Genomic DNA, 23,139 nt, shown 5'->3' with positions numbered 1-23,139 from the left:
AGCCAGCCCCCCCCAACCCACCCATGCGGGGCCCCGCGGCCCCGGACCATCCACCCCCTGCGGGGCCGATCCGCTTCAAATCAGGAGAGCCTTCGATGTTGAACGACGTACATTTGCTGGAACGCCACAGCCTGCTCAGCTCGGCGGATTACCGCGAGATCAAGGACAAGGTCAGCCACTACCTGTGCCCGCACAGCTTCAGCGTATTGCGCGACGAGCCCATGTACACCCGGCTCAACGGCGTGTTTTTCGGCGCGTCGGCATTGCTCGACCTGAGCTATGGCGCGCCGGTGGAAATCACCGTCGGCGACATTGCCGATCAATACCTGTTTCGCATTACCTTGCAGGGTCATTGCGAGGTGGCCCACGGCCGGCGCAGCGCGGCGATGCAATCGGGGCACCTGAGCATTTCCTCACCGTTCGCCAGGAGCCGGATCGTCACCGATGGCCAATGCCGCAACCTGATCCTGCGCGTCGACCGCGATGCCCTGGAGACCCAACTGCAACGCCTGCTCGGTCGCAGCCTGGGTCAGTCGGTGATCTTCGATGTCAGCGTCGACCCGCTCGGCACCGGGGTCATCAGTCTTTTTCACACCCTGGACTACATCTGCCGGCTGTACGGCAGCGGCGTGGACGGCCCGAGTATCGACCGCAGCCTGTCCGACTACCTGATGCAACTGCTGCTCACGCAATTGCCCCATAACTACTCCGCAGACCTGCTGGCCGACTCCCGCGCACCCCTGCCGCACCACGTGAAAAAGGCCCGCGATTACATAGAGGCGCACCTCGACGAACCGATCAGCCTGGCGATGCTGAGCGAGCTGTGCGGGGTGTCGGTGCGCACCTTGCAGAACGGCTTCAGTCAGTTCCTCCAGCAGGCGCCGGTGCAGTACATTCGCGACCGCCGCCTGGCGGTGATCCACGAGTCGCTCAAGCAGTGCAGGGCCGGTGAAACCGTCACCGACATCCTGCTACGCCACGGCATCAACAGCTTCGGGCATTTCTCCAGCGCCTATCGGCAACGCTACGGCTGCCTGCCGTCGGACACCTTGCGCCGGCAGGCCCATTGAGACTGCTGCGTAATCCGAACGGCGGCTGCGCAATCGGAAAGGTGTGGGACGGTGCGGCCCGATAGCATCGAGTCTCTTTTCAGAGGAGCACCTCCATGAACATTACCGTGCTGGGCGGCGGCCACGGCTGCTATGCCGCTGCTGTCGAAATGGCTGAAAAAGGGCATCCAACCCGCCTGTGGCGTCGCGACGGCGCAGCGCTCAAGGAACTGTTGGCCATCGGCCGCCTGACCATCAAGGACTACCGCGGCACGCGCCAGTTATCCGTCGGCCAACCGGGCGACACGCTAACCCTGACCGACAATCTTGCCGAGGCCCTGAGCGATGCGCAGCTGATCATCATCCCGCTGCCATCCACCTCCCATGAAGACCTGGCCAGGCACGTCGCGCCGCACCTGCACGACGGTCAAGTGGTGTTCCTGCCGCCGGGCACGTTCGGCAGCTACGTGTTCGCCAAAGCTATGGCCGAAGCGGGTAACACCAGCAAGGTCGCCTTCGCCGAAACCGGCACGCTGCCGTACCTGGTGCGCAAACACGGCGCCAGCGACCTGATCGTCAGTGGCTATGCCACCCGCCTGCCGACCGGCGTATTCCCGAGCCATCTGTCCGAACACGCCTTCGCAGTGCTGCGCGAGGCCTACCCGAGCGTCGAGCCGATTGAAGACGCCCTGAGCGGGGCGCTGATGAACGCCGGCCCGATCATTCATCCGCCGTTGATCATGATGAACGCGGGACCGCTGGAGCACTTCGAGGCCTGGGACATTCACAACGAGGGCACCCAGCCGTCGATTCGCCGCGTGACCAGCCAGCTGGATGCCGAACGCATGGCCGTGCGCGAAGCACTGACCTACGGCGCACCGCACTTTCCGCTGGCCGACCACTACAACACCACTGAAGGTGACGAGTGGATGTACGGTCGCGGCGCCCACGGCAAGCTGACCGACAGCGGTGACTGGCGCGAAGACATCGACTTGCAGAAACATCGCTACATGCTCGAAGACACTCGCCTGGGCCTGTCCTTCCTGGTGTCCGTCGGCCGCTGGGCCGGGGTGCCGACGCCGGTGGCGCAGGGCTTGCTGAGCATCGCCTCGGTGGTCGCCGCACGGGACCTCTACGCTGAAGGCCGTACCCTGGAAAACCTCGGGCTGGCCACGCTGAGTCGGGCGCAGATGACCGAGCTGCTGACCCGGGGTTTCAACTGATGGACGCCGCGCTGGCGCATGTCAGCGTGGTCGGCGCCGGGCGGATGGGCGAGGGCATTGCCCTGTCGTTCATCCATGCCGGCCTGCCGGTGACCCTGATCGACATCAAGGCGCGCGCCGAGGCTGAGCGGCGCGACTACTTCGAGCGCGTGCGCAACAACGTTCGCAGCGAGTTGCAGACGCTGGTTCGCCTCGGGCTGCTTCAGGCGGAGCAGGCGGACATAGCGTTGTCCCGGCTGACGGTGCAATCCAGATCCGAGGCGGCGCTGGCGTTGAGTCGGTGCGATCTGGTGTTCGAAGCGGTGCCGGAAGTCATCGCCGTCAAGCAGGAGACGTTCGCCTGGGTCAGCGAGCATGTCCCGGCGTCGACGATCATCGCGTCGACCACGTCGACCTTTCTGGTCACCGAGCTGGCCGACATGGTCAGTGAGCCGAAGCGTTTCGTGAACGCGCACTGGCTCAATCCCGCGCACCTGATGCCGCTGGTGGAAGTCAGCCGCAGCGCAGCGACCTGTGCAAAAGCAGTCGAGCGCTTGCTGCAACTGCTCAAGCTGATTGGCAAGGTTCCCGTGGTGTGCAATCCGGTGGCCGGCTACATCGTCCCGCGCATCCAGGCACTGGCGATGAACGAGGCGGCGCGGATGGTCGAGGAGGGCGTGGCCAGCGCCGAAGACATCGACACCGCGGTGCGCGTCGGCTTCGGCTTGCGTTTTTCGGTGCTGGGGCTGCTCGAGTTCATCGACTGGGGTGGCGGCGACATTCTCTACTACGCCTCACGCTACCTCAGTCGAGCGCTGGACCCGCGTTTCGAGGCGCCCCAGGTGATTGCCGACAACATGCACAACGGTCGCAATGGCTTGCGGGACGGCCAGGGTTTCTACGACTACCGCGACCTGGATGTGGACGCCTACAAGCTGCAGCGCCTCGGCGAGTTCGTTCGCAAACTGGAACTGTCGGGGCTGACCCCGGCGTTCGATGGCGCCTTGAAACAGGTTGAACCTGAGGGCAGGGTTCGCTAAGGAAATTACCTAGCGAACTAAGGCGATGGCGGTTCACCCGGGGATTTGCCTGAATAGCGCGTCCTCGGATGTCCGCTTAGGCTGGAGCGCTACCCATTGTCGGAGTCCGCCATGCGTTATTTTGAACTGATCACTTTCACCGTACGCGTGCGTACCGTGGCGGATGCGCTCAAACGTATCGAGACCGCGTTGGCCGAACCTGAGGTCGGCGGCACGCTGATCGGTTGCTGGGCCTCGGAAATCGGTCAGTTGAACCAGATCGCGCTACTGCGCGGTTATGCCGACGAAAGCCTGCGACACGCCGAACGCGAGCGCTTTCTGTTGGCCGGCACGGTGTTTGGCATCAGCGAATTCATCACTGACCTGCGGATCGAAAACTACAGCCTGTTTCCGTTTCTCAAGCCGCTGGCCGCTGGCAAGCACGGACCGTTTTACGAGCTGCGCGTCTATGACCTGGTCAGTTCCGGATTGCAACCGACCCTCGAGGGCTGGGCCAAGGCCATAGAGCCGCGCACCGCCGAGCAATACTCGCCGGTGTACGCGGCGTTTTATGCCACGGACGGCGCGCTGCCGCGCTACCTGCACATCTGGCCCTGGACCACGTTGGAACAACGCCTGCAAGTACGAACCCAGGCGGTGGCGGACGGCGTCTGGCCACCGGAGAACTCCGGTCCGCAGTTGCGTGATATGCGTTCGACGATTTACTTGCCCGCGGCGTTTTCACCGTTGCAATGAATGCCGGTCATACGAAGTGTTCGGTTGGGCAGGTCTGTATCGGTAACGCTCACGCACCGGCCCGAGCAATCGCATGCTCGGACTTATCGGACTCCACCTGCGTCAATTCGATAAATGCATTCAGTGCGGGGCTGCGAATACCCCGTCGCCAGGTCAGCCAGATGTTCAGGTAGCGGAACGCTTCAACCAGCGGATAGGCGTTGACCCGGCGGTTGCCCGGCATGCTGTCGAGCATGCTGCGGGGCATCATCGCGACGCCCGCGCCGGCGGTGACGCAGGCCAGCATGCCGTGGTAGGACTCCATTTCGAAAATCTTGCCGGGTGCGGCCAGATCGGCTTTGAACCATGCTTCGAAGTGGCGGCGGTAGGAGCAATTCTGCCGGAAGGCATAGACCGATTTGCCGCTGACGTCCTGCGCCCGGCTGACCGGCGCGTGGCTGGACGGCGTGATCAGCACCATTTCCTCTTCAAAGACCTTGAGGCCTTCAAGTTCCGGATGCCGCAGCGGTCCGTCGACGAACGCGGCGTTGAGTCGGCCAGACAGTACGCCTTCGATCATGTCGCCCGAGGGCCCGGTCGAGAGGTCCAGTTCGACCTTGGGATAGCACTGGTGAAAGTCCGCCAGCAGCGAAGGTATGCGCACCGCCGCGGTGCTTTCCAATGATCCCAGGGTGAAGATGCCTTGGGGCTCGGTGCCTGACGTCGCCTGCCGGGCTTCTTCCACCAGCTCGAGGATGCGCCGGGTGTAACCTAGAAATGTCCAGCCGGTGGCGGACAGGCGCAGGCGCAGCTTTTCGCGAATGAACAGGTCGACGCCGAGTTCCTGTTCCAGCTGCTTGATCCGGGTGGTGAGGTTCGAGGGCACGCGATGCAGGCGCTCGGCCGCGGCAGTGATACTGCCTTCTTCGGCGACCGTCTGGAAAAGCCTGAGTTGAGTGAGGTCCATAACTTTCTCTCCGGGAGAATGTTTCGTTGCTAATTATTCATTATCGGAAATTAAGCCTGAAGCTTATCGTGGCGTCCATAGCTCATCATCGGCAGGCGCCGGAGGGTGACAGACCGTAATCTCAGGAGAATCAGCGATGCCGAACCACACATCCCCGCTACACGCGCTCTCGCTCAACCCGGCCACCGGTCAGGTCTTCGCTGAGTATCCCTTCGAGGACGCCGCCGCACTGGAGCAGTCGTTAGCGCGTACGGCCACCGGTTTCAAAGCCTGGCGCAAAGAGCCGGTCAGCGTCCGCGCCGGCGTCCTGCGCAAAATGGCGCAAGCCCTGCGGAACAACGCCGAAGCGATGGCGCAGATGATCACCGCGGAAATGGGCAAACCCATCGCGCAGGCGCGTGCCGAAGTTGAAAAGTGTGCGGTGACCTGCGATTGGTACGCCGAACACGGCCCGGCCATGCTGCTCTCGGAGAAAACCCCGGTCGAGTACGACAAGGCGCGCATCGAATACCTGCCGCTGGGCCCGGTGCTGGCGATCATGCCCTGGAACTTCCCGGTCTGGCAGGTCCTGCGCGGCGCCATTCCGATCATTCTGGCGGGCAACACCTATGTGCTGAAGCATGCGCCGAATGTGATGGGCAGCGCGTATTTGCTGCGTGATGCGTGGACCGAAGCGGGCCTGCCCGAAGGCGTATTCGAAGTTATCAACGTGACTAACGAAGGTGTATCCAGCGCCATTGCCGACGTGCGGATTGCGGCTGTCGCGGTCACTGGCAGTGTCCGGGCGGGCGCGGCGATTGCCAGCCAGGCGGGCGCAAACCTGAAAAAATGCGTGCTGGAACTCGGCGGTTCCGACCCGTTCATCGTGCTGGCCGATGCCAACCTGGAGGAGGCGGTAAAAGCCGCCGTGGTGGGGCGCTTCCAGAACAGCGGTCAGATCTGCGTCGCGGCCAAGCGCATCATCGTGGAAGAAAGCCTGCTGCCTGCGTTCACCGAAAAATTCGTCGCGGCGGTCAAGGCCTTGAAAGTCGGTAACCCCCAGAGCGACGACACTTATATCGGTCCGATGGCGCGCTATGACCTTCGGGATGAACTGGACGGTCAGGTTCAGGCAACGCTGCGGGAAGGTGCCTCGTTGCTGTTGGGCGGTCACAAGGTCGAAGGCGAGGGCAACTTTTACGCACCGACCATTCTGGCCGGTGTACGGCCAGGCATGACCTCGTTCAAGGAAGAACTGTTCGGCCCGGTGGCGTCGCTCATCGCCGCGCGTGATGCCGAGCACGCGGTGGAGCTGGCCAACGACAGCGAATTCGGCCTGGCGGGCAGCGTCTGGACGGCGGACGAGCACAAGGCCCGGGACATCGCTTCGCGGCTGGAAACGGGCGGGGTGTTCATCAATGGCTACACCGCCTCTGACGCCCGGGTGCCGATTGGTGGTATCAAGAAGAGTGGCTTCGGGCGTGAGCTGTCCCACTTCGGCATCCGCGAGTTCTGCAATGTGCAGACGGTGTGGGTGGATCGCCGTTAAGGACGTCTGCACGAAGCGTTTCCAGACAGCGTTTTTCAGGAGTTGCGATGAGTGAACGAACCGTGATCCGCCAGGCCGTGGCTGCCGACGAAGGCGTTGTGCGCGCCTGTGCCGAGCAGGCCTATACGCAGTATGTCGAGGTGATTGGGCGAAAACCCGCACCGATGCTGGCGGATTTCGGGGCGCAGATCGCGGCAGGGCAGGTGTACGTTGCCACCGGGGAGCAGGACGAAGTGCGAGGCTTCGTCGTGTTCTTTGCGGTGGGGCAGCACATGCTTCTGGAAAACGTTGCCGTGTCAGAAGCCGGGCGCGGCAAAGGCATCGGCAAGGCATTGATCCAGTTTTGCGAAGCAGAGGCGCTGCGCCTGGGTCTGGGCAGCGTTCAGCTTTATACCAACGTGAAGATGGTCGACAACCTGTCCATTTACCCTCGCTTGGGTTACGTCGAAACCGAGCGGCGCTCGGAGGATGGATTCGACCGCGTCTACTTCGAAAAACGCCTGGGCATCACGCAAACCCTGTAGCAGCCAGCTCGCTGGCGATGCGCTCTTGAGTTTATTTTTTGGACGGAAAAGGCTCGCTACGCAAAGCCCATAACGTCCAAAGCCCGCCGCAAAAATCAACCGCACCAAACACGACCAGCACCGGCTCGCTCAACTGAAGCGCGGCGAAAACAGCGAAGCTCATCAGCACCAGCGCGCGTGTGTAGACCGACGCCCAGAACAAGGGGCGGCATTCGCTCAGTGCGGCGTACCAGTAATAGATCCCGATGTTCAACGCGAGCACGCCCACCACGCGAATCCACACCTCCGGTGTGGGGGCCATCTTGAACAGCGTGAGGATCAGGTTGGGAACCAGCATCAGGCCGACCCCTAGCAACATCAGATAAATCGCGAAGAACTTGAGTGACCGCGCGGCGCGAGACATGGGCCTTTCCTTGGATCTTGATCAGACAGCACGGACTGACGGGGTGAGCGTCAATCCGAGCACAGGTGGACACAACATCAATGCTTCCAGCCTCCCCAGGGTTCCCTTGGGGAGGCGCTGAACGACGACTGCCTCAGCGAGTGCCTCGGCGTCGCAGCTCTGATGGGCTGAAGTACTCACTGTCTGGAGCGGCCTGGCTGAAGTCGATGCTCCCCGGTTCTTCGTTGTCCAGGTTCAGCGCGACGTAGCGACGTGCCTGCAAGTCATGGAATACGTCGAGGGAGGTCCAGGTGGTGGGCAATTCATAGTAGTTTTTCAGATAGGCCACCGACACGCGCCACAACTCGCCACGGCCGTCATATTGGTCGACCTCTGCCGCGCCCCAGCTGTCCTCGTCGAGAAACATCACCCGCTTCGAATAGATGTGGCGCGAGCCAGGCTTGAGCGTGCCCTCGACCACCCACACCCGATGCAGTTCGTAGCGCGTGTATGTTGGGTTCAGGTGGTTGGGCGTGAGCAGGTCCTTGTACTTCACGTCAGCCGCGGACAACCGGTAATTGTTGTAGGGAATGTAGATTTCCTTTTTCCCCAGCAGCTTCCAGTCATAGCGGTCAGGGGAGCCGTTGTACATGTCGGTATCGTCGGCAGTGCGCAGCCCGTCGGAGGAGGCGATGGGGGTGTCGTAGGCCAGGGTCGGAGCCCGTCTTACCCGGCGCTGGCCGGAGCTGTAGGCCCAGGCCTGCCGCGGCTCGTTGACCTGGTCGAGGGTTTCATGAATCAGTGAGCCGCTGCCTGCCAGGCGTGCCGGGCTTTTGGTGAAGGCGAGGTAATAGAACAGGACATTGCCAAGCTCGGAGAAACTTTTGCCCGGTTGATAGTATTTGAACAGCGCTTCCTGCTCGCTGACCACGGGGGTGTAGTCGCCGTTGCGCTGAACGGCGGCTTCGGCGGAGCGACGAATGCCGTAGACGCCGCGGTAACGGGCGATGTGGTTCCAGACCGCTTCTACGCCGCTCTGCGGAATCGGAAACGGAATCCCGCCAAAGGCATCGACGAAGCCATTGCCATCGGCGACCAGTTTCGCGGTGGTGGCGTTCTTGAACGTGTTGTCATACACCGACTGGGGCGCCGAGCCACTGCGCCGACTGGTATAGACCGGGATTTGATAGGTGTCGGGGTAGGTGTTGAACAGGCCGATCTGACCCGGTGTCAGGTTGTTCCTGTACTGCTCCAGATTGGCCTTGGTGATGGTGAACAGCGGTTTGTCACCCGCAAACGGGTCGACATGGTGCTGGCCCGGTTTGTAGCCGGCCGGCGCCTGCTGGATACCGCCGGTCCAGGCCGGAATGGTGCCCGCGGCATTGCCCGGTTTTTCCGCGCCGAAAGGTGTCAGGTTGGATTGCAGAGCCGCCGCGACCTGCGGGGAAACCGCCGCCAGTGTGCTGCCGCTGGCCAACGCCAGGGCCAGCGCGGTGCTGGCCAGAATACGCATGTTACCCATGGTGTTTCTCCGTGAATTCAAAAGGAATACTTGACGTTGAAGCCGACGTTGTCGCGGTCACGCGCAGCGTTTTCCTGCCCGGCACCATAGAACTCGGTGTACTGCAATTCCGCCTCGAGGCTGTTCATGTAGCTGGCCTTCAGCCCCAGCGTGTAGGCCTTGCGCCCGGCGATAAAGTTACCGGCCTGGTAGGAGTTGCCGCTGAAATCGTCCTTGTAGACGGCATAGGGCGAGAGGTTGATGCCGGCGACGACGTCGTTCCAGGTGCCCGTCAACATCACGGTGGCGCCGTAAGCGTTGCGGTCGACCTGATCGCTGCGGTCAAAGCCGGAGACATAGGCGCCGTTGGAGCGGCCCGAGTAGTAGCGGGTCGAGCCGTCGTAGGCGGTGTACTTCAGGCTGCTGCCGCGTAGCTGCTCGGCCGCCACCTCGATCACGCCCATCAACGAGTCGAATGACAGCGCCGGGCCGAAGTTGTAGAGGCTGCCGATGGAACTGTTGAAAGCCTCTACGCGCTCGTAGTCATGCACCTGACCGCCGAGGGAAACCATCTGCCCGCCGACGTTGACCGCCCGGCCACTCACCAGTTGTCCGGCCTGAGCGAGCATGTCGCCGAGCAGGTCATTGGTCGTGGCCACGCCGATCGGCAGGTTGGGGCGGTAGGCAATTTCGCCGAACAACGAGGCATCCCCCAGCGTGGTGTTGAAGCTCAGACCGTACATGCGGATGTTTTCAACGTATTCGCGCTTCGCCGTGGTCTGGTTGGCCAGGTCCACCGCCGCCGCACCGTTGACCAGACCCAGCGTCTGAATCGCGTTGGCGTTGCCCGCTGCGGCCGCATTGATCAGGTTGTTATAGGACGAGAAACCGCCCAGGCCCGCCATCTGGTTCATGTTGACGCCGGCATAGGCCGGGTTCAGATCGGCATAGATGACGGGGTCCTTGGCGTGGTAGTTCACGAAGTAGAAACCGAACTCCGTGGCGTTGAGTTGCTCGGCGATGTAATGGAAGGCTGCACCGAACTGCCCGTCGTTTTTGGCGTTGATGTCCTGGCCGATGTGGGAGACCTTGAAGTAGCCATTGGCATCCAGGTATTGGGTGCCTTGAAGCCCGGCGAAGTGGCTGGCGGCCAGTTGCGGGTAGAGGCTTTGGAACCGCGGGTTGGAGAACGCATCGACACGCGTGTAGCCGGTGTTGCCGCCATCGGCGAACAGGTCGGTTTCGGAGAAAAACGTTCCCACGGGATCGAGGCGGGTTTCCTTCCAGTTCCACTGGTAGAACGTGTCCATCGACAGGTTGTCGGTCAGGCCGATGTTGAAGCTGACCGCCTCCACCGGCATCAGCACTTCCTTGACCTCGGCCCCCGGCAGGCGGAATTTCGATGAGTCCACCGGGTTGGTCGTGTTCACCCCGCCCCGGTAAAACAGGCCTTCACCCCAGTTGAAGACCTGGCGGCCCAGGCGCGCCGTCACCGGGTGCTCGGCAATGTCCCAGTTGCCATAGACGTAGGCGTCGAGGATGTCCGCGCGACTGCCGGCAACGTCGCGGGTCTGCTGGGTGAAATGATCGTCCTGCGGATACGACTGGCTCGGCTGCGGGGGCGTGTTGTGGTCGTAGAAGTTGTTGCGCTTGTCCATGATCTGCGTGTCGTAGAACGCTGACCCGCGCACGAACAGGCCGTAGTTCTGGTAGGTCGCCCCCAGGTCGGAGGTGATCTTGTAGACCTGTGAGGCAAGGCCGGGACTGAAGTTACGGTTGCCGTCGTTCGAGTTGACGTCATTGTTGCTCTTGTCCTGGCCTTGCACGCGCCACAGCGCCCCATAGGAAACCGTGGTGTCCAGTGATCCGGTGACCTGATTGTCGAGGAAACTGAATTCGGCGGCTTTGGACTGTCCGCTGAGTAACAACGGGAAGACGCAGGCGAGGGCGGACCCGGCGTGCAAGCTGCGCTTGCGGGATTTGCTTTCCATCTGAACTGCTCCAACGACTGATTATTATTGTTTGCGTCATTAGCCGGTGTGCCGCCTTGGCGCCCGGAAGTAGATTGCGATGCGGCGTGCTGCGCTCACGCCGTGATGATTTCCTCCAATCGACAGAGATCGCCGTCAGTCGGCCAGGGGCGCTGGCAAGCGCGACTGCGGTCCTTGACTGACAAGCCGCGCCATCCCCCAGGAGAGCGCAGCCAGCATCAACGTAAGGTGGTAGATGTCCTGCCGGGCGATGCCATGCCAGTCACCGCGGACACCAACCACCAGCCCGGCAAACATGAACAGCAGCGCGCCCATGAGCGCCAACGGCCAGCGTCGCGATCGACCCGGCCAGGCGATGGCGATCAGCGCGATCACATTGCCGGCCAACGCCCATTGCTCCGGGACCCACAGCATCACGGCGGCGGCAGCCACCAGCAGCAGCCGATGCGACATGCGGTACAGGCCGCCCACGGCAATCAACAGCAAGGCGAGGCGTGCGGAAACGCCCGACATGAATTGATGCACCGGCTGAAACTGCTCCAGCCGGGCGTACACCAGGGCACCCAGCAGTGCGGTCGTCGCGATCAACAGGAAGCCCGCCGTCCGCCAACCCTGGCGGTCCTTAAGGCTGACAGCGCCGGCCCAGATACTCGCCATGCACAACAACAGCTCACAGATCACGCTGGTCATCAATCACACCTCCAATGGCAATGGACGGCGCAGCGAACGCACGAGCGTACCCAGCAGCACCAGGCTGGCGACACTGAACAGCGTCACCACCCAGGCGATCGGCAGGCCCCATTGCAGGTGGGCGATGGCCGCCGGGATGGCCAGCGAGCAAAGCCACAGCACCTGCCAACGACCATTGCCTGGCGCGTTTTCCAGGGTGCGGCCCAACACCCACAGCGAAGCCAGCACCCACAGTGCGCCGAGCAGTTGCCAAGGCAGGCTGAGCTGGAAAGCGAAGGCGATGAACCCCATCCCCAGCGGCATGATCAGCGCCATCTGCAACAGGCAATAGAGCGCGGTTGCATTGGAAATGCGCGGCCGGTAGATGCGGAAGGCGCTGATGTCATGGGGCGGATGCGGCTTGAGGCGATGGGCGGCGGCGGGCCGCCAGCCAGGCGGGGCGAACCAGAGTTTGAGGCGATCGCGCCAGTTGTCGGCGAGACGAAAATCCTCCAGCAGACCCAGGTATTTGTGCAGGTTTGCCTTGATCGGATCGAAGGTCTTGAGCTGCCCATGGATGCCATAAATAATCGGCTCTTCTTGCGCCGGCCGTTCCTTGGCGAAGCTGCCGAACAGGTGATCCCACAGCATCAGCACACCGCCGTAGTTGCGGTCCACGCAGTAGTCGTTCTGGCCGTGATGCACGCGGTGATTGGATGGGGAGGCGAAGCAGTAGTCGAACCAGCCAAGGCTGCCGATATGGCGTGTGTGAATCCAGAACTGGTAACCCAGCACCACGGCACCGCTGACGATAAACACCAGCGGTGGCAAACCAATCAGTGCCAGCGGCCAGTAAAAGAACCAGTTGGTGAAAAAACCGGTGCTGGTCTGACGCATCGCGGTCGAGTAATTGAATTCTTCGCTGGAGTGATGCACGACGTGCGAGGCCCAGACCAGGTTGGTCTCGTGGCCCATGCGGTGATGCCAGTAGTAGCAGAAGTCGTAGCCGATCAGGCCGATGGCCCATACCCACCACTGCGAGGGGGACAGTTCAAAAAGCGCGAGGTACTTGTACGCCAGCAAGTAGATGCCGATGTTGAGTCCTTTGGCGAAGATGTTCAGCACCTGGCCGCCCAGGCCGAGGGAAATGCTCGACAGGCTGTCGCTCAAGGCAAAGGTCTGGCGGCGTCGCCAGAAACTCCAGAGCAACTCCAGCAACAGCAACACGAAGAATGCGGGGATCGCATAGACGATGGCATTGGGCATTTTCTGCCTCCTTGTTATGTAGCAAGGAAGCTAACCCGATCCTCATCCAAGGGCTTGACCCAGCGCGTCAGGGTCCATGTTGAATGGCGCCAATTTTCATGTCGCGCGCGACATCAGGCCGGCCTTTGACGAGGCGTTTTTACTGCTTGTGAAGCGCCTTGCGAAAATCTGCCGGAGAAATCCCGCGGGCTTGGCGGAAGGCGTGGCTGAACGCGCTGGCCTGGGAGAAGCCCAGGGTCAACGCGATATCCATGATGCTGGCGTCGGTGCTGCGCAGGTGATGGTCGGCCAGTTCCATGCGCATCGTCTCCAGCACCTGGGTGAAATTTTCCCCCTCGACGGCGAGTTTGCGTTGCAGCGTGCGCGGCGACATGGCGAGGTGGCTGGCCAGGCTTTCGAGGCTGAAGTCGCCACCGGGCAGCTGCTCCACCAACAGGGCCCGCAGGCGGCCAATCACCGACAGCGGCGCATAGGAACGGCCCAGTTGCAGGGTGGCTTCCAGAAGCAGGCTCTTGTGCGTACGCGGGTCGGCGCCCTGTACCCGCATGGCGAGCATCGACGCGGGGAATACCAGGCTGTTGCGCTTGGCGCCGAACTGCACCGGACAACCGAAGAAACGTTCGTAGACGGCCGGATCACCCATCGCCGGATGCCTCATCGTGACTGCCAGCACCGGGTGGTTGCTGGCAATCAACCAGCGGCCAAACGCTGTCCACCCTGTCAGTACAGCTTCTTGCTGGAAAGCGCAGTAGGGCTCCAATTCGCTGATGCGCTGGTCCTCCACCAATACGCGACCGTCATTGATTTCAATATGCGTCTGGCTCGACGGGCTGTCGAAAACGATCTTGCCGAAACGCCGGATCATGCTCATCGACTCGCCGAGCGTAGCGCTGGTCATCGACACATAACCCAGTACGCCATAGGTCCCCGGCCGCACAGCGGCGCCTACCAACAATCCGAAATGCGGCAAGCCGGTGATCGACGCCGACAGCGCCAGCAGGGCTCTAAGCTGATGCATGGGGATACGCAGGATCGGGTCGGACAACCGCTCCCGTGGCAAACCGATTGTGGCAAGGAGCGATTCACCCTCGCAGCCATGCTGCTCGGCGACATCAAGGACGTGGTTGACGAAAGCTGCACTGGCGGTAGCAGGACGCATTGGCGACGGGAATCCGGTGATCCGGTTGGGAGCCGGAGTCTAACAGCACGGGCATCGCCACGGCGAGCGACGCCCGTCTGCGAATCAGACCCGACCCGTTACCGGAATGCCGGCCCCCGTGATGGCCGTCGCCGCGTCCGAAAGCAGGAACAGAATCACCGCCGCCAGCTGTGCCGGCGTCACCCAGCGGTCATGCTCTGCATCGGGCATGGCGTCGCGGTTCTGAGGGGTGTCGAGGATGCTCGGCAGCACGGCGTTGACGGTGATGCCGTTATCCTTGAGTTCCTCGGCCAGACTTTCAGTGAGGCGTAAGACGCCCGACTTGGACGCCGCATAGGCACCCATCCCCAATCCCGCTTTAGCCGCAGCGCCGGCGCCGATATTGACGATGCGTCCGGCCGACGACTCCAGGAGCAGCGGCAGCACGGCCTTGCTGGCATTCAACGCTGTACCCACGTTCAGAGCGAAGAGCCGGTCCCAAGTATGCGGTGCACCGTCTTGCACGGACTCCCAGGCAAACCCTCCCGCCACGTTGACCAACCCGTCAAGCCGCCCGAAATGCTCATGGATGCGCCGCGCCACTTCCTCGCAGTCGGCATACGAAGTCAGGTCGATGCCGGACAGCACCAGCCGCGTTGGCGACGAAGGCATCGCCGAGGCAGTCTGATCAATCAATACCAGGCAGGCGCCTTGGGCCGCGGCCATTCTGGCCAGGGTTGCACCCAAATTACCAAATGCCCCGGTGATCGCGACGACGCGCCGGGCGAGTGAGTCATTCATGAACGCTATCCTTCTTTTTGATGTGCGCACACGCTACTGAGCCAGCGACCCGTTGGCATGCCTCAGTGCGCCAACTTGAGTGCGCTGTTGCGCCAGATGGATGGCCTGACGAACGTTACGGTGGGGCTTCAGAGGCACTCTTCTTTAGTGGCCGCGTCAATGTTGCGCTGAGTGCGTTGCTTTTCGCGCTTAACAGCTTGAGGTCCACGCATCAGCAATGGGCCAAATGTCGCCAGCAAACCGAGCATGATCAACGGGAAAAACATCAGCTTGCTTAAGCCGAAGTTACTGACGATCACCGTGATAACGGCGGGGCCTACGAGCATCCCGGAAAAACCGATGCAGTTGACGATGCCAATGTTGCGGCCTGCGTGTTTCGGGTCCCTGCGCCCCGCGGCGGAGATCATCAACGGCGCGATACAGGACAGGCCAAGGCCGAACAGGGCATAGCCGACGATGCCGGTGACCGCGGTGCCACCGACAATAGTGATGATCATCCCGAGCACGCACAGCGCCCCGCATCCGAACACCACTCGCGCATTACCAAACGCTGCCGCGAGCCGATCACCGAAAAGACGCCCGACGAACGCTGCGCCGACAAAGATGGACACCGCCATGCCGGCTATCGACGTCGTCGTCGAGAACTCTCGGCGTATGTATTCCTGGCCCCAATCGGCAATCGCATTTTCCCCCATCATGCTGCCCAAGAGCAGGGTGCCCAGGGCAATCATGACCAGCAGGGTTTTGGCCGAGGGACCTTTGCCGACTTCATCAAGCGACTGTGCGCCGGTCTGCCAGTCGCTGGACGACGGCAGCGGTACATCGTGTTTGCCCAGCAACCAGCGACTGAAGAAACAACCCACGATGAACAGCGCCACGCCCAATACGGTGTAGGGCACTTGCACACTGTCGGTGTAGAAGCCGGTCAGCCAGCTGCACACCATGCCCAGCAAAAAACCGCCCAGCGAATAGAACGCGTGGAAGCCAGACATGATCGAGCGTTGATAGAAACGTTCGACCTGAACGCCATGGGCATTCAGTGCGGTGTCCATCGCCCCGCGCAAAAGTCCTAGTGCGACACCGAAGCACAAGGCGAACCAGAAACCGCTGACGAAACCCAGGGGAATGATGGACAGCGGATAGGCGAGGGCACACACGGTAATCACCGGTTTCGCACCGAAGCTGTCCAGCAAGCGGCCCACCCATAGCGCACCCGCCGCGGAACCTACGCCGACGCCGAGGGCGATCAGGCCGAAGTTCGCGTCCCCCGATTCCCCGGTGAAGCCCAGTTGCGCTCTGAAGACACTCACGCCTGTCGACCAGATGTACATCATTGCGCCGATCATCATGAAGCCCACGAAGGTGGCGATACGCGCCTTGCGAATACGGGCTGGAATGGGTGTTCGTGGAAGGTTGTTTATCACGCTGCATCGTCCCTATTGTTTTTTTGTGGGTTGTTCGTGCATATGGAAGGTGGCGGTATTAGAGTTATACGTATAACTCCATCAAAAATAACATTGGCAGCTCACAGGCTGTCAACTTATTTCAGACTCGTTGCAGGTCGGCCAGATAATTGCTCCATTGCTGTGCACGATGCGGCATCGCTGCGTTGTAAAGACGCATTGGCCTAACGGATTGTTTTAGGTTATACGTATAACTTCAATTGTCCGAACATTGAGGTTTCCGTGTCGTCTCAAGAATTGGTACTGCCGTGCGCCACTCCGGACATGACGGCTTATCGGCTTACGTTTCTGCTGTCAGGCCTGTGCATGGGGGCCTGGGCGCCGCTGGTTCCCTATGCTCGCAGCCGGGCCGGCGTCGATGACGGCGCCCTGGGCCTGTTGCTGCTGTGCCTGGGCCTGGGCTCACTGGTGATGATGCCGCTCGCCGGGATCCTCAACGCGAGGAAGGGGTGTCGCTTCACGATGCATATCGGTATCGCGCTGGTCTTGCTGACACTGCCGCTGTTGGCAACGACGCATTCATTCGCCGGTTTGATGTTTGCCCTGACCGTGTTCGGCGCAGGCTGTGGAGCGGTGGACGTGACGATGAACGTTCAGGGCGTGATGGTTGAGCGTGCTACCGGGCGCTCGCTCATGTCCGGTTTTCACGGTTTGTTCAGCCTCGGGACGATTGTGAGTGCGGCGGGTATCACCGCGTTGTTATGGCTGGGCGCGACGCCGCTGCTGGCCAGCAGTGCGGTGATGGCGGCGTTGGTCGCGTTTGTCCTGACCGCCGGGCGGCAAATGCTGGGGCGAAGCGGCGATGAGGGCAGCCCGATCTTTGTCCGGCCGACCCGCAAGGTGCTGCTGCTGGGTGTGCTGTGCCTGTTCGCCTTTCTCGCTGAAGGCGCAATTCTCGACTGGAGCGCGGTGTTTCTCACCGAGGTCCGCGGGGTTGAACATTCCATTGCCGGTTTGGGGTACGCAACGTTCGCGGTGATGATGGCTTTGGGGCGACTGAACGGTGACCGGATCCTGCTGAAATTGGGTTCGCGCGTGGTGCTTATTGGCGGTGGCCTGGTGGTCATGCTGGGTTTTCTGATGGTCGTGCTGACGACGGACTGGCTGTTGAACCTGTTGGGCTTCGCGGTGATCGGCGCCGGCCTGGCGAACATTGCGCCGGTTTATCTCTCGCTGGCGGGCGCGCAACGGACAATGCCGGGTGAATTGGCTATCGCGGCGGCAACCAGCCTTGGCTACCTCGGTATCCTGATGGGGCCGGCCGTTATCGGGTTCGTCGCTCACTCGACGAGTCTGTCCGCAGCGCTGCTCGCTGTAGCGTCATTGATGATCGCGGTGATGCTCAGTGCCACTCGACTGGTTCCGAAGGGTTCCCGTCAACGGTTACACTGAATGCATGTTTTATTACGACCTCGCATGGGGTTTTCAAAAAGATCGGGAAGCAAGCGATGGCATCCGTTTCAATGAAAGATGTAGCACTGGCGGCGGGGGTGTCTCAGCCGGCGGTGTCCTACGCCTACAATCGCCCCTCCAAACTGTCGCAGGCCCAGCGCGAGCATATCCTCGAGGTCGCGGCTTCCCTGGGTTATCCGGGGCCCAACGTGCTGGGGCGCAGCTTGCGTTCCGGCAAGATCGGCGCGATCGGGCTGATGATGATGGACAAGCTGTCCCTGGCGTTCGCCGACCCCTGCACCATTGCCTTGTTGCGCGGGATCAGTGAAGTGGGCGAACTGGAGAACGTCGCTCTGACGTTGTTCCCGCTGAATAACAACCGGCTGGTCGGTCGAGCCCAGGCGGAGAATCACGGCAGCCTGGCCCTGCGCGGGCTGGTGGATGGTCTGATTATCTCGACCCTGCCGGATGATCACCCGGCCGTGTTGGCGGTGGTGAAACAGAACATTCCGTTTGTAGTCATCGATTCGCCGCTGGTGGACGACTCGTTCTTTGTCGGCATCGATGATCGAGGTGCCGCCCGGACGCAGATGCAACATCTGCTGGACCTGGGGCATCGCAAGATCGGCATCATCATTGACCGTCTCAATCCCGACGGTTATCGCGGACCGATTGATCAAGCGCGTTTCAAAAGCGCCAGTGAGCGCATTGTCAGGGAGCGGCTCACCGGGTATGTGGAAGCGGCTAGCGCGGCGGGCCTGGCCTTCGAGGACCTGAGTATTATCGAGGCTGGCGGGCTGGATTCGACTTCCGGGCAAACGGCGGCCTTTACGTTGTTGACATCCAATGAGGTGACCGCGGTGGTGGCGTGCTCGGACGTCATGGCAATCGCCTGCATGAAAACTGCGCACGCGCTGAATCGAAAAGTCCCGCAGGCCCTTTCAGTGATCGGCTTCGATGACATTCCTGAGGCGGTTCAGCTGGGTTTGACCACCATTGGCCAGCCGATGGTGGAGAAGGGCGTGTACGCCGCGCGGCTGCTGACCGAGCAATTGAATGCACCGGCCGGTACACGGCTCGAACCTGAGCAGAAGATCTTCGCCACCAAGCTCATCGTGCGGACATCTACGCAACAACTCCCGCCAACCGACGCCTGAAAACTTCCCGCAGGGGCAAGCGGCCCTTTGCAGGAGCCCGCTTGCTGGCGATAGCGTCAACAAGATCACCATCGCCAGCAAGCCGGGCGTCTACAGGATTTGCGTTTTTCCGATGCTACAGGCGCTTGAAATTTGCTGCGACCCGAAGGGCGTTGGCGGCGATGGTGAGTGCCGGGTTGACCGCCGCTGAAGATGGGAAGAACGAGCTGTCGACGACCCAGACGTTATCCAGGTCATGCAGCTTGCAGTTCACATCCAGCACGCTTGAAGCGGGGTCCTTGCCCATGACGGCGGTGCCGCACTGGTGCGAGTTGGTGGCAATGCCCATGCGTGCCTTGAGGATCACCGGATAGCCCGCATCGCGCATGACTTTACTGGTCTTGCTCACCAGTCCCTCATGGGCTTTGAGGTTATTCGGTATCCAGTGGACTTTGATCGCGCCACGTTGCTTGTCGTACGTGACCCGGTTCTCTTGCGTCGGTAAATCCTCCGAGGTCAGGTACAAGTCGACGCTATGGTCGGTGATGTATCGCGACGCAAACTTAGGCAGCCACGGCCGCATGGCGCTGATCATCGGCTCACGGATTTTGCCCAGCATCTGTACGTTGCCCAAGGGGAAAGCGTTGTGCGAGCTGGCGCTGTACCAATCGTTGATCGCCAGGGTTTTCTGGAAGATCACCTTGTTCCGGCGCCGTGGATCCACCGCCAGCATGAACGTGCTGTTGTGCACCATGTAGTTGCGGCCCAATTGCCCCGAGCGGTTGCCAAGCCCTTCAGGGTGCTGATCGTTCGCTGACTTGAACAACAGTGCCGCACTGTTCACCGCACCGCACGCGAGGACGAAACGTTTGGCCCTAAGCGTGACGTCCCGACCATTGATGACACCCAGTGCCTCGGTCACGGTCCGGCCGTCCTGGCTGGTGTTCAATTGCTTGATGGTCGTACGGGTCAACAGCCTTACGGTGCCACTGCGCAGGGCAGGCCTGAGGGCCGAGACTTCCGCGTCAGCCTTGGCATCGACGAGGCAGGGATAGCCGTCGCAGGTGGAGCACAACACGCAGCCGCCACCGTCGCCATAATCCACGGCAGCGGGCATCACGAAGGGTTTGAGCCCGGAGCGCCGCATGCTTTGCTCCAACGGAACCAGTGCCGGATCATGTTTGAGCGCAGGCTGTGGAAAAGGCCCCGAGCGCCAGGGCTCGCTGGGGTCGGTGCCCGCCAGGCCATGTACCCGGTAGAGTTTTTCCGCCTCCGCGTACCAGGGTTCAAGGTCGGCGTAACTGATCGGCCACGCAGGCGACACGCCTTCGGCGTGCTGAATTTCGCCGAAATCCTCTTCGCGAAACCGCGGGAGCATGGCCCCGTAGAATTTGGTGTTGCCGCCGACGTAATAAAACACACCGGGTGAAAACGCTTGATTGGATTGATCCAGCCATTGTTCGGCATTGCGGTAGCGGCCTTCGGCGAACACCGCTTCGGCGCTCCAGTTCTGAATCTCACGGGGCAGGAAATCACCGCGCTCGACGATCACAATGTCCAGCCCGCTGTCGCGCAAGGCGTGGGCAAAGGTCGAACCGCCCATGCCCGAGCCGATAATCACTACATCACAGTTGATATTGCCATCTGCATCAGGTGTCACCACGTCGAGGGCGCGCGGTTCACGCGGCGCCCCCGGTTGTGGATTCAGCTCTGCATGATGCGAAATCAATGCATCACTCATGTGAGCCGCTCCAGTTCTTATAGGTGCTGTTCGGAGTTGCGCAGTTCCCGATACTCGTCCTGGCGTTCATCAGTGATGTACTCAGGAATCGGGAAGTCCCACCAGCCTGGAACCCAAGGGCCCGCGGCGTCGCGATCGGTCGGGATTTCGATCAGCACCGGCGCATTCAGCTCCAGCGCTTCCTGCAGGATCGGCTCGAGGTCTTCCGGACGCTCTACACGATAGGATTTCAGGCCGAACGCCTCACCGACCGCTTTGAAATCCGGGCTGTAAGGCGTGCCATCCGGATGATTGAACTCGGTGCCGATGTGACGACTGGTCTGCTTGCGCTGGCCGCCGCGAATCGACATGTACCCGGCGTTGTTCTGGATCATGAACACCACGGGAATGTTATTGGTCACGCAGATCGCGATTTCCTGAGAGGTCATCAGGAAGTCGCCGTCGCCGAGGATGCATACCACCGGTTGGTCTGGCGCGGCCAGCTTGGCGCCGATGGCGGCAGGCACCGCCCAGCCCATGGACGAGAACCCGCCCGAGGTCAGGTGCGTGCGCGGGGTGTAGACCGGGAAGGTCTGCTTGACCGCGCCTTGAGTGTTGCCGGAGCCGACCACCACGATGGTGTCGCGCGGGAAGACCTTTCGCAGCGCGCCCAGCGGCCGTTGCGAGGTGAACGGGAAGCGATCGGAGTCACGACGACCGGCCAGCTTGGTCTCCCATTCGTCCTGATAGCCGCGCAGGTCGCTCAGGTATTCGGTGCGATCGACAGTCTGGCCCTGGAGGCTTTCGACGATGGCCGCGAGGGCATACTTGGCGTCGGCGCAGATGCCCACGGTCACCGGGTAGTTCTTGCCGATTTCGTGCGGGTCGATGTCGATGTGAATCAGCTTCGACGGCGGAATCGCGAAGGTCACGCCCTTGGCGTAGCTCGACGACGACCAGTCAGTGAAGCGACAGCCCACGGCGATGATCACGTCGGCGGTCGAGGCCACCTTGTTGCCACACATCGTGCCGGTCTGGCCGACGCTGCCGGCGAACAGTGCGTGGTCCTCGGGGAAACCGCTCTTGCCGTTCCAGGTGGTGACCACCGGGATTTTCCACGCTTCGGCCAGGGCCAGGATCTCGGCATGCGCTTCGCCGGTGATCACACCGCCGCCGATCACCAGCACCGGACGTTTGCACGCCTGCAACTCTTCAACCGCACGGGCCGTGGCGGCAGGATCCGGGAATGACTTGCCGATGGGGGTGCGTTCTTCGAGGTCATGCAGCGTCACTTCGGCCGCTTCGGCTTGCACGTCCATCGGGATTTCAATGTGCACCGGGCCAGGACGGCCGGTGACCATGGCGCTCCAGGCGCGGTGCATCATGAACGGCAACTCTTCGACGCGCGTCGCGACCCAATGGCGCTTGGTCACGGCTTCGGCGATCTTCGGGAAGTCGTTGTCGGTGTAGCGCTCCAGCTCTTGCAGCAAACCGTGACCGCGCATGTGGGTGGGCGGGCCGCCGGTGATCAGCATCAGGCTGGTGGAGTCGGTGAAGGCGGTGGCGAGGCCAATAATGGTGTTGGTGGCACCGGCGCCGATTGAGGTCACCGCCGCCATCGGCTTGCCCGACACCCGGTAGTAACCGTCCGCGAGGTGCACCGCGCTCTGCTCGTGGAAGACCTGGATGAACTTGAGTTTCGAGTCTTCTTCCAGGAAGGCATCGGTGAGTGTCCAGATCCCGTGGCCAGGAATACCGGCGACATATTCGACGCCATAGTTTTTCAGGGTTTGCGCCACGATCTGGCTGCCGGTCAATTTAGTCATGACAGGACTCCTTGGGTTGATGAAGCGGAAGTGGATGGCTCGGTTTCCCCGGTATTCGTGGCACGCCCGCGGGTCGCCCAGTTCAGGCCCTGCTTGGTCAGGCGGCGGATATTCGGGTCGGCGAGGTTGCTGGTGTCATGCCCGATCGAGTGATAGAACACCCGGCCTTGGCCCCATTGACGAACCCAGGCGACCGGGCTGCGATGGCCCTTGATCCAGGGGAACGGGTTGCCGTCGAAGGTGGTTTCGGCAAGCACATGAATGTTCGGGTCGACCTGCATGTAGTACTGCTCGGAGCGCACTTCGAAGTCTTCGACGCCCTGAGTGACCTCATGGCTGTGATCGATGACGTTGACCTGGTAGGGGTGGGGAAACCCTTCGCCCATCGGATGTTCGAGAAACGATCCACCCAACACCCAGTGGTACTTGAGGCTGGCGCGGAACGCCGCACCCGCACCGTGCCAACCCACCAGCCCGGTGCCGCTTTCGATCGCTTCGAGCAGGCGGTTTTCCTGAGAGGCGGTCAGCGTTTCCGTCGTGACGGCGTTGTTCCAGCCGATCACGATCAGGTCGTAACCGGTCAAGTCCCTGTCCAGGGTGAAGATGTCAGTCGACTCTTCAACCTGGAAATCCAGCTCCTGGAAAACGGTCCGGGCCCATGCAGCAATTTCATAGGGGTAATGGCCGGGCCAGCCACCGAATAGATACAAGACTCGACTCACGGTTGGTCACCTCTTCAAGTTGGGTGTGATTATTAGGTTATACGTATAACCGCTTATTTAAGCTATCACTCCGAATCGCTAAGTCAATGGCTGTATGATCATTTTCAT

The 23,139-nt window shown here is 61.5% G+C and carries 20 protein-coding genes; 8 read left to right on the top strand and 12 right to left on the bottom strand.

The genetic code is table 11. From position 1 onward, the window contains the following. The first annotated feature begins 95 nt into the window (after positions 1–95). The 4 genes from NTD84_RS08850 (at position 96) to NTD84_RS08835 (ending at position 4,026) form a co-directional block, all read left to right on the top strand. On the top strand, positions 96–1,070 hold the full coding sequence (locus tag NTD84_RS08850) for an AraC family transcriptional regulator (RefSeq protein WP_262164771.1): 975 nt from the start codon (positions 96–98) through the stop codon (positions 1,068–1,070). 95 nt (positions 1,071–1,165) lie between these two features. Continuing rightward, positions 1,166–2,272, top strand: coding sequence for an NAD/NADP-dependent octopine/nopaline dehydrogenase family protein (locus NTD84_RS08845; RefSeq protein WP_262164770.1), 1,107 nt, complete (start codon positions 1,166–1,168; stop codon positions 2,270–2,272). Next, positions 2,272–3,291 (top strand): 3-hydroxybutyryl-CoA dehydrogenase, encoded by a 1,020-nt coding sequence (locus tag NTD84_RS08840; RefSeq protein ID WP_262164769.1) that lies wholly within the window; start codon positions 2,272–2,274, stop codon positions 3,289–3,291. The genes NTD84_RS08845 and NTD84_RS08840 overlap by 1 nt, the downstream gene beginning before the upstream one ends. 111 nt (positions 3,292–3,402) lie before the next feature. After that, on the top strand, positions 3,403–4,026 hold the full coding sequence (locus NTD84_RS08835) for an NIPSNAP family protein (RefSeq protein ID WP_262164768.1): 624 nt from the start codon (positions 3,403–3,405) through the stop codon (positions 4,024–4,026). 49 nt (positions 4,027–4,075) lie between these two features. Here NTD84_RS08835 and ptrR read toward each other — a convergent pair whose 3' ends face one another. Beyond that, complete coding sequence (gene ptrR / locus NTD84_RS08830) at positions 4,076–4,972, bottom strand: putrescine utilization regulator PtrR (RefSeq protein WP_262164767.1); 897 nt, start codon at positions 4,970–4,972, stop codon at positions 4,076–4,078. A 136-nt stretch (positions 4,973–5,108) separates the two neighbouring features. On the opposite strand from ptrR, the gene NTD84_RS08825 reads away from it, so the two are divergent. Both NTD84_RS08825 and NTD84_RS08820 read left to right on the top strand, forming a co-directional pair. Beyond that, positions 5,109–6,500, top strand: a complete 1,392-nt coding sequence (locus tag NTD84_RS08825) for an aldehyde dehydrogenase family protein (protein WP_262164766.1) — start codon at positions 5,109–5,111, stop codon at positions 6,498–6,500. 47 nt (positions 6,501–6,547) lie between these two features. After that, positions 6,548–7,024 (top strand): GNAT family N-acetyltransferase, encoded by a 477-nt coding sequence (locus NTD84_RS08820; RefSeq protein WP_262164765.1) that lies wholly within the window; start codon positions 6,548–6,550, stop codon positions 7,022–7,024. A 31-nt stretch (positions 7,025–7,055) separates the two neighbouring features. Here NTD84_RS08820 and NTD84_RS08815 read toward each other — a convergent pair whose 3' ends face one another. From NTD84_RS08815 to NTD84_RS08780, 8 genes are all read right to left on the bottom strand, one after another. Further along, on the bottom strand, positions 7,056–7,427 hold the full coding sequence (locus NTD84_RS08815) for a hypothetical protein (protein ID WP_262164764.1): 372 nt from the start codon (positions 7,425–7,427) through the stop codon (positions 7,056–7,058). A 133-nt stretch (positions 7,428–7,560) separates the two neighbouring features. Further along, positions 7,561–8,928 (bottom strand): DUF1329 domain-containing protein, encoded by a 1,368-nt coding sequence (locus NTD84_RS08810; RefSeq protein ID WP_262164763.1) that lies wholly within the window; start codon positions 8,926–8,928, stop codon positions 7,561–7,563. A 17-nt stretch (positions 8,929–8,945) separates the two neighbouring features. Further along, complete coding sequence (locus NTD84_RS08805) at positions 8,946–10,898, bottom strand: DUF1302 domain-containing protein (RefSeq protein ID WP_262164762.1); 1,953 nt, start codon at positions 10,896–10,898, stop codon at positions 8,946–8,948. A gap of 135 nt (positions 10,899–11,033) precedes the next feature. Continuing rightward, positions 11,034–11,588, bottom strand: a complete 555-nt coding sequence (locus tag NTD84_RS08800; RefSeq protein ID WP_262164761.1) for a hypothetical protein — start codon at positions 11,586–11,588, stop codon at positions 11,034–11,036. A 3-nt stretch (positions 11,589–11,591) separates the two neighbouring features. Beyond that, a complete protein-coding gene (locus NTD84_RS08795; protein ID WP_262164760.1) occupies positions 11,592–12,833 on the bottom strand; it encodes a sterol desaturase family protein in 1,242 nt (413 codons plus the stop codon). A gap of 139 nt (positions 12,834–12,972) precedes the next feature. Beyond that, on the bottom strand, positions 12,973–13,992 hold the full coding sequence (locus NTD84_RS08790) for an AraC family transcriptional regulator (RefSeq protein WP_262164759.1): 1,020 nt from the start codon (positions 13,990–13,992) through the stop codon (positions 12,973–12,975). A gap of 84 nt (positions 13,993–14,076) precedes the next feature. Then, on the bottom strand, positions 14,077–14,772 hold the full coding sequence (locus NTD84_RS08785; RefSeq protein ID WP_262164758.1) for an SDR family NAD(P)-dependent oxidoreductase: 696 nt from the start codon (positions 14,770–14,772) through the stop codon (positions 14,077–14,079). 128 nt (positions 14,773–14,900) lie between these two features. Beyond that, the gene (locus NTD84_RS08780) at positions 14,901–16,193 is read right to left on the bottom strand and encodes an MFS transporter (RefSeq protein WP_315975564.1); all 1,293 of its coding nucleotides are present in this window, start codon (positions 16,191–16,193) and stop codon (positions 14,901–14,903) included. A 306-nt stretch (positions 16,194–16,499) separates the two neighbouring features. Between NTD84_RS08780 and NTD84_RS08775 the strand changes: the two genes are divergently transcribed. Together NTD84_RS08775 and NTD84_RS08770 are read left to right on the top strand one after the other, a co-directional pair. Further along, positions 16,500–17,627, top strand: coding sequence for an MFS transporter (locus NTD84_RS08775; RefSeq protein WP_262164772.1), 1,128 nt, complete (start codon positions 16,500–16,502; stop codon positions 17,625–17,627). A 56-nt stretch (positions 17,628–17,683) separates the two neighbouring features. Further along, on the top strand, positions 17,684–18,784 hold the full coding sequence (locus tag NTD84_RS08770; RefSeq protein WP_315975563.1) for a LacI family DNA-binding transcriptional regulator: 1,101 nt from the start codon (positions 17,684–17,686) through the stop codon (positions 18,782–18,784). A gap of 115 nt (positions 18,785–18,899) precedes the next feature. Here NTD84_RS08770 and NTD84_RS08765 read toward each other — a convergent pair whose 3' ends face one another. The 3 genes from NTD84_RS08765 to NTD84_RS08755 are packed head-to-tail and all read right to left on the bottom strand — an operon-like array spanning position 18,900 to position 23,031. Further along, the gene (locus tag NTD84_RS08765) at positions 18,900–20,504 is read right to left on the bottom strand and encodes a GMC oxidoreductase (RefSeq protein WP_262164755.1); all 1,605 of its coding nucleotides are present in this window, start codon (positions 20,502–20,504) and stop codon (positions 18,900–18,902) included. A 17-nt stretch (positions 20,505–20,521) separates the two neighbouring features. Then, the gene (locus tag NTD84_RS08760) at positions 20,522–22,309 is read right to left on the bottom strand and encodes a thiamine pyrophosphate-binding protein (RefSeq protein ID WP_262164754.1); all 1,788 of its coding nucleotides are present in this window, start codon (positions 22,307–22,309) and stop codon (positions 20,522–20,524) included. Further along, complete coding sequence (locus NTD84_RS08755; protein ID WP_262164753.1) at positions 22,306–23,031, bottom strand: ThuA domain-containing protein; 726 nt, start codon at positions 23,029–23,031, stop codon at positions 22,306–22,308. Before NTD84_RS08755 ends, NTD84_RS08760 begins: the two co-directional genes overlap by 4 nt. Between the last annotated feature and the right edge of the window lie 108 nt (positions 23,032–23,139).

Source organism: Pseudomonas sp. 14P_8.1_Bac3 (assembly GCF_025466085.1).
In the GTDB taxonomy this organism is placed as follows: domain Bacteria; phylum Pseudomonadota; class Gammaproteobacteria; order Pseudomonadales; family Pseudomonadaceae; genus Aquipseudomonas.
The sequence above is the reverse complement of the archived record's forward strand: the minus strand, read 5'-3'. Positions and strand labels throughout refer to the sequence as shown.